Source organism: Actinokineospora sp. NBRC 105648 (assembly GCF_030269645.1).
Taxonomy (GTDB): domain Bacteria; phylum Actinomycetota; class Actinomycetes; order Mycobacteriales; family Pseudonocardiaceae; genus Actinokineospora.
Window position 1 is genome coordinate 47,641 of the sequence record NZ_BSTR01000001.1, and the last position, 6,000, is coordinate 53,640.

Annotated in this window: 6 protein-coding genes; 4 read left to right on the forward strand and 2 right to left on the reverse strand. The window is 72.0% G+C overall.

Annotated features, from left to right (window positions below; genetic code table 11):
- Positions 1-58 precede the first annotated feature (58 nt).
- Positions 59-1,183, reverse strand: coding sequence for a S1 family peptidase (locus tag QSK30_RS00225; RefSeq protein WP_285498662.1), 1,125 nt, complete (start codon positions 1,181-1,183; stop codon positions 59-61).
- A 296-nt stretch (positions 1,184-1,479) separates the two neighbouring features.
- Between QSK30_RS00225 and QSK30_RS00230 the strand changes: the two genes are divergently transcribed.
- Genes QSK30_RS00230 through QSK30_RS00240 form a run of 3 tightly spaced genes read left to right on the forward strand, consistent with a single transcriptional unit; the run spans position 1,480 to position 4,253 of the window.
- A complete protein-coding gene (locus QSK30_RS00230) occupies positions 1,480-1,710 on the forward strand; it encodes a hypothetical protein (protein WP_285498663.1) in 231 nt (76 codons plus the stop codon).
- A 21-nt stretch (positions 1,711-1,731) separates the two neighbouring features.
- Positions 1,732-2,619 carry an alpha/beta hydrolase gene (locus tag QSK30_RS00235; protein ID WP_285498664.1) on the forward strand — a complete coding sequence of 296 codons (888 nt, stop codon included), beginning with the start codon at positions 1,732-1,734 and terminating at the stop codon, positions 2,617-2,619.
- Complete coding sequence (locus tag QSK30_RS00240; RefSeq protein WP_285498665.1) at positions 2,616-4,253, forward strand: ABC-F family ATP-binding cassette domain-containing protein; 1,638 nt, start codon at positions 2,616-2,618, stop codon at positions 4,251-4,253. The genes QSK30_RS00235 and QSK30_RS00240 overlap by 4 nt, the downstream gene beginning before the upstream one ends.
- Before the next feature lie 330 nt (positions 4,254-4,583).
- Here QSK30_RS00240 and QSK30_RS00245 read toward each other — a convergent pair whose 3' ends face one another.
- On the reverse strand, positions 4,584-4,778 hold the full coding sequence (locus QSK30_RS00245) for an antitoxin (RefSeq protein ID WP_285498666.1): 195 nt from the start codon (positions 4,776-4,778) through the stop codon (positions 4,584-4,586).
- A gap of 99 nt (positions 4,779-4,877) precedes the next feature.
- Between QSK30_RS00245 and QSK30_RS00250 the strand changes: the two genes are divergently transcribed.
- Positions 4,878-5,540, forward strand: a complete 663-nt coding sequence (locus QSK30_RS00250; RefSeq protein WP_285498667.1) for a TetR/AcrR family transcriptional regulator — start codon at positions 4,878-4,880, stop codon at positions 5,538-5,540.
- Positions 5,541-6,000 lie beyond the last annotated feature (460 nt).

Genomic DNA, 6,000 nt, shown 5'->3' on the forward strand with positions numbered 1-6,000 from the left:
GCGCGGCAGGGCCCGCCCGGGTGTCCCGGACGGGCCCTGTCTCCCACCTGTCCCCGGTTCAGCCCGTCAGGAGCGACAGCCCGTACACGGAGAGGATCTCGTTGACCGGCTGGAAGTACGTGGTCCCGCCGGAGGTGCAGTCGCCGGAGCCGCCCGAGGTCACGCCCTGGGCCTGGTCGCCGCTGACCCAGGAGCCGCCCGAGTCGCCGGGCTCGGCGCAGGCGTTGGTCCTGGTCAGGCCGGACACGGTGCCCTGCGGGTAGTTCACCGACGAGTTGGTGGCCTGCACGGTGCCGCAGTGCCAGCCGGTGGTCGAGCCGGAGCGGCAGACGCTCGCGCCGACGCCCGCCTCGCTGGAACCGCCCACGGTGACGTCGCCGTTGCCGTACCCGTTGACCGCCGGGGTCGGCGTCCACGACGAGTTGGTCTCGACGTAGGAGTAGTCGTTGCCGGGGAAGGACGAGCCGCCGAAGGTGCCCATCGCGCTGCGGTCGGCGCCGGTCACGCTGGACCCGGTGGTGCCGCAGTGGCCCGCGCTGACGAAGCCGCCCTGGACGGAGAACCCGACCGAGCACCGGCTGGAACCGTTGATGTAGTAGGCGTTCCCGCCCACGACCGAGCCCGCGAACAGCCGCGGTGCCTCACTGGACTCCACGACCCGCACCGGCCCGGCGGCCTTCGCCGCGTCTACAAAGGACTGAGTATCGGTGGCGCCCGGGCGGACGTTGAGCACGACCGAGTTGGACCGCACGTCGACGTACCAGCCGGTCACGCCGCTCGGCGCACCCGCTTCGGCGCGCTCGTCGATGGCCGCCTTGGTGGCGTCGAGCGAGTCGGCGCTGTGCGCCACCACGGTGGTCTGCGCACCGCCCGCGCGCACCGCGTCGGCGCGCGACCCGTCGGTGACCGCGACGACCAGTCTGCCCTGGTCGAGCCAGGAACCGGCGAACGCGGTGCCTGCCGCGCTCTTGGCCGCCGGGAGCGCGCCGCGGGCGTCGCTCTCCTGGGTCAGCCGCTGCTGGACCTGCTCGGCGGTCAGCCCGAGGTCTCTCTGCAGGGCGGGGATGAGTGCCTCGGGGACGGCCGCGGTGGCGGTCGAGGGCACGACGGCGGCGACGAGACCGACGATGCCCGCGGCGCCGACGGCGGCGGCGAGGACTCTCCTGGTGGAGCTGCTGCGCATGGGGATGGCCTTCTTCCTTGCTCGCAGGGTCCGGGGTGACCCCCGGTTGAGCGAACCGACGTTCCCCCGGATCGGTGACCGCCGATCGGGGCGGGGGTGTCGGTGGTGTTCGCTGACGCTAGAACGCGCAGCGGCAGGTCGGACACCCTACGAAAGTCGGTCGGGAAAACTCTTCACCCGATGAGCCGAAGATTGGTTACTCGCGGTAGACCTCCCGGACGGCGCAATTCGTTACGGCGAACGAGTGACGCACGGACGTCGGTGTGTGACGATGTGCCGGCGCTGGGAGGTGTGCGATGGACGGTTGGCCGCCGCCGGGCTGGGTCGTGACCTTCACCATGTTCGACTTCGCCCGGGGCCGCGCGCGGTTCGTCGGCATCGGGGTGGTGGCGGGCGAACCGGAGCCGCACCCGCACCTGGACCTGTTCCGGCTGCCGATCCGCCCGCTGCGCCCGGACGGTGAGCCGGTTCCCGACTGGGTGACCCGGTCGGACATCATTGAGGCGGTGCCGCCACCCGGGCGGTGACCGATCCCTCGGAGGTGTGCCGTGCCGCTGCACCCGCAGGTACGTGCGTTGAGCTCGGGTTCGCTGGTGCTCACCCCCGACACGCTGGCCGCCGCGCGCGCCGCGCTGTCGCTGGGCACGCTCGCCGACGCCGGGCCGGGCACCGAGATCGCCCAGGTGTCCGATGTGGACGCTGACGGGGTGCGCGTCCGGCTCTACCTGCCCAACGAGAGCGCCGTCTCGCCGATCGCGGTCTACCTGCACGGCGGCGGCTGGGTCAACGGCTCGCTGAACTCCCACGACGCGGTCTGCCGCTACCTCGCCGCGCTCTCCGGCGCGGCCATCGCCGCCGTGGACTACCGGCTCGCCCCCGAGCACCCGTTCCCGGCCGCGTTCGACGACATCGACCGCGCGGTGAACTGCCTGCACGACACCGCGCACAACCTCAACCTCGACCCGCGCCGGATGGCCGTGGTCGGCGACTCCGCGGGCGGCCACCTCGCCGCGGTCACCGCCCGCCGCTGGCGCGACCGCGGCAAGCCGTTCGCCGCCCAGGTGCTGGTCTACCCGGTGACCGACCCGGCCGCCGAACTGACCGATGTGGACAGTCCGGGGCTGGACCCGGCGAGCCTGGCCTTCTGCTGGGACGCCTTCGCCCCGGCCGGGACCGACCGCGCCCAACCCGACCTGTCGCCGATCACCGCCGAGCTCGCGGGCCTGCCGCCCACCCTGGTGATCACCGCTGAGTACGACGTCCTGCGCGGCCAAGGTGAGGCCTACGCGGACCTGCTCGCCGAGGCGGGCGTGCCGACCGTGTCGGTGCGCTACCAGGGTCAGATCCACGGCTTCTTCCGCAAGCTGGCCCGGTTCGACGCCGCCCGCCAAGCGGTCGCGCAGGTCGCTGCCACGCTCCGAGCGGAGTTGGCGTGAGCGCCACCCTGGTCGCGAAGTCGCTCGCCGCGGGCCACGGTGACCGCGCGCTGTTCGCCGGACTGGACTTCGTGGTCGCCCCGGGCGACGTGATCGGTCTGGTCGGCGCGAACGGCGCGGGCAAGTCCACGCTGCTGCGCACCCTCGCCGGGCTGCTGCCCGCCGAGGAGGGCGAGGTGCGGCTGAGCCCGAACTCGGCCACCGTCGGCTACCTGCCGCAGGAGCCCGACCGGCGACCGGGCGAGACCGTGCACGGGTTCCTGGCGCGCCGGACCGGCGTGGCGCAGGCCCAGCGGGAGATGGACGCCGCCGCCGAGGGGCTCGGCGCCGGTGCCGCGGGCGCCGACGACGCCTACGCGATCGCCCTGGAGCGCTGGCTCGCGCTCGGCGGCGCCGACCTCGACGAGCGGGCCGCCGAGACGGTCGCCGACCTCGGTCTCGGCCTTGGTCTGGACCAGGAGATGGTCTCGCTCTCCGGCGGCCAGGCCGCCCGGGTCGGCATCGCCTCGCTGCTGCTGAGCCGCTACGACGTGTTCCTGCTCGACGAGCCGACCAACGACCTCGACCTGGACGGTCTGGCCCGACTGGAAGCGTTCGTCACCGGTCTGCGCGCGGGCGCGGTGGTGGTCAGCCACGACCGCGAGTTCCTCGCCCGCACCGTCACCGGGGTGCTCGAGCTCGACCTCGCCCAGCAGCAGATCCGCGAATACGGCGGTGGGTACACCGCTTACCTGGAGGAGCGCGAGGTCGCCCGCAGGCACGCCCGCGAGCAGTTCGAGGACTACGCCGACACGAAGGCGGGGCTGGAAGCGCGCGCGCAGATGCAGCGCAACTGGATGGCGCAGGGCGTGCGCAACGCCCGCCGCAAGGCCCCGGACAACGACAAGATCGGCCGCAAGCTGCGGGCGGAGTCCTCGGAGAAGCAGGCCGCCAAGGCCAGGCAGACCGCGAAGATGATCGAGCGGCTGGAGGTGGTCGAGGAGCCGCGCAAGGAGTGGGAGCTCCAGATGGAGATCGCCACCGCCCCGCGCCCTGGCGCGGTCGTCGCCGCGCTGCGCGAGGCCGTGGTGCGCCGCGGCGACTTCGCGCTCGGCCCGGTGTCGCTGGAGATCGGCTGGGCCGACCGGGTGGCGATCACCGGCGCCAACGGCGCGGGCAAGTCGACGCTGCTCGCCGCGCTGCTCGGCCGGGTGCCGCTGGAGTCGGGCGAGACCTACCTCGGCCCGAGCGTGGTCGTCGGCGAGGTCGACCAGGCGCGGGCGCTGTTCCTGGGTGGGGAGGCGCTGCTGGACGCGTTCGGCCAGCAGGTGCCGGACTGGCCGACCGCCGACGTGCGCACCCTGCTGGCGAAGTTCGGGCTGCGCGCCGACCACGTGCTCCGGCCCGCCGCGACCCTGTCGCCCGGTGAGCGGACGCGGTCGGCGCTGGCGCTGCTGCAGGCGCGCGGGGTGAACCTACTGGTGCTCGACGAGCCGACCAACCACCTCGACCTGCCCGCCATCGAGCAGTTGGAGGCGGCGTTGGCCACCTACCCGGGGACGTTGCTGCTGGTGACCCACGACCGCCGGATGCTCGACGCGGTCTCGGTGAACCGGCGGCTCGAGGTCTCGGCGGGCGTGGTCACCTCGACCTGAGCGATGGACTCGCGGGAGTCTCGCGCGACCGACCCTGGGTGATCGACCCTGCGTGATCGACCTTGCGCGACCGCCCCAGGGTGATCGGTCCTGCGTGATCGGCCTTGCGCGGCCGAGCCTGGGTGATCGGCCCGATTGATCGACTCTGCGCGGCCGACTCTGGGTGGTCGGTCCTGGGTGATCGGCCTTGCGTGACTGAGCCTGGGGGTCGGTCCTGCGTTGTCGAGCAGGCAGGTTGACCTGGCTGGTCTACCTGGTCGACACAGCCGACCGCCCGACCCGCCGGGACTCCGGCGGATCGGGCGGCGGGTGGTCTGGTGACCGCTCTGGCTACCGCGAGGTCGCGGTCCGCACCTTGTGCAGCGCGCCACTGATCTGGCGGCTGTACTTGCCCTTGGTCTTCTGGTCGACGAACGCGCCCGCCTTGGCGGCGGCCCGGTTGACCTTGTCCGGGTTCTTCTTCGCGTACTTCGTCGCCGCCGCGGCGGCACCGGCCAGGGCGGTCAGCTTCTTCAGCATGGGCATGGCTGCTCCTTCCGCGAGGCTGGTGGGCCTCATCCGTTCAACGGGTCAAGTACCCCGATTGGTTCCTGTCCACACCGACGAACCCATTACTGTGCACGTATGGCCACGTATGCATCGGTCGGCGGCAGGCGGTCCCGGGCGGGGTTGCCCGCGGTGACGCCGGAGCGGGTGGTGCGGGCCGCGCTGGCGCTCACCCGGGAACACGGTCTGGAGAACTGGACCTTGCGCCAGCTCGCGGCCGGGATCGGGGCCTACCCGGCGGTGATCTACCACCACGTCGGCGACCGGGAGGCCGTGGTCTCGGCGGTGCTGGAGCGGGTGGTCGCCGAACTGCCGGTGCCCGAGTCCGACCGACCGTGGCGGGACTGGTTCGAGGACCTGCTCACCGGCTGGCGACCGGTACTGCTGACCTACCCCGGCGTCGCGCGCAGGCTGGCGGTGCACGGGGCCCTGGTGCCCGCGATGCACACGGTGATCGACTGCGCGGTCGGCGTGCTGCGCCGCGCGGGATTGGGCGATGAGAGTGTGCTCGCCTGCACGTTGCTGCTCAACCAAGCGTGGCAATCGATCGCGGTCGAGGACGACCGCGGGCCGGGGATCCGGGAGCGGGCGGCGGAACTGCACGCGTCATTGCGGGATCGACCGGATGTGCCGGGGTTGGCGGCGCTGGGGCGGTTCTTGGACGAGAATCCGGATGTGGATCTTTTCGGGTATGGGTTGGCTCGGACGTTGGACGGGGTGGCGGCTCGGCTGGAGTCTTAATTCTCTTGGCTGGCTGGCTTTGCTGGGTGGCTTGCGCGGTGTGCTGGGTGGCGCGGGTTCGCTGGTGGCGCGGGTGGAGCTTGGGGTGGTCGGGTTTCGGGGCAGGGCTGGATTGGGTGGATTGGCTTTGTTTGGGGCCCCTAAGAAAAGAGGCGCCGTGGGTAGAGCGGGTGGGAAAGGGATACCTACCGCCTGGGTCAGGCTAGCGCCTCTTTTCTCCCCAAACAAAGCCAATCCACCCAATCCAGCATGTCGGTTGGGGGATCGGTGCGCCGCCGTGTGTCTTAGTGCTTGGTGACTTGTGACTTGTGCTCAGGCGGCGGGTCTGAAGGGTGGTAGGGGGCCGGGAATGTCCAGCGGGTGAGCGGGCGGCTGTGTGGCTCGGTGCGGTGATTGGGACTGAGCAGTCGAGAAAGCGCGGCGGGGTTGTCGACCTGCTGGGAGTGTGGTGTTCTTCGCC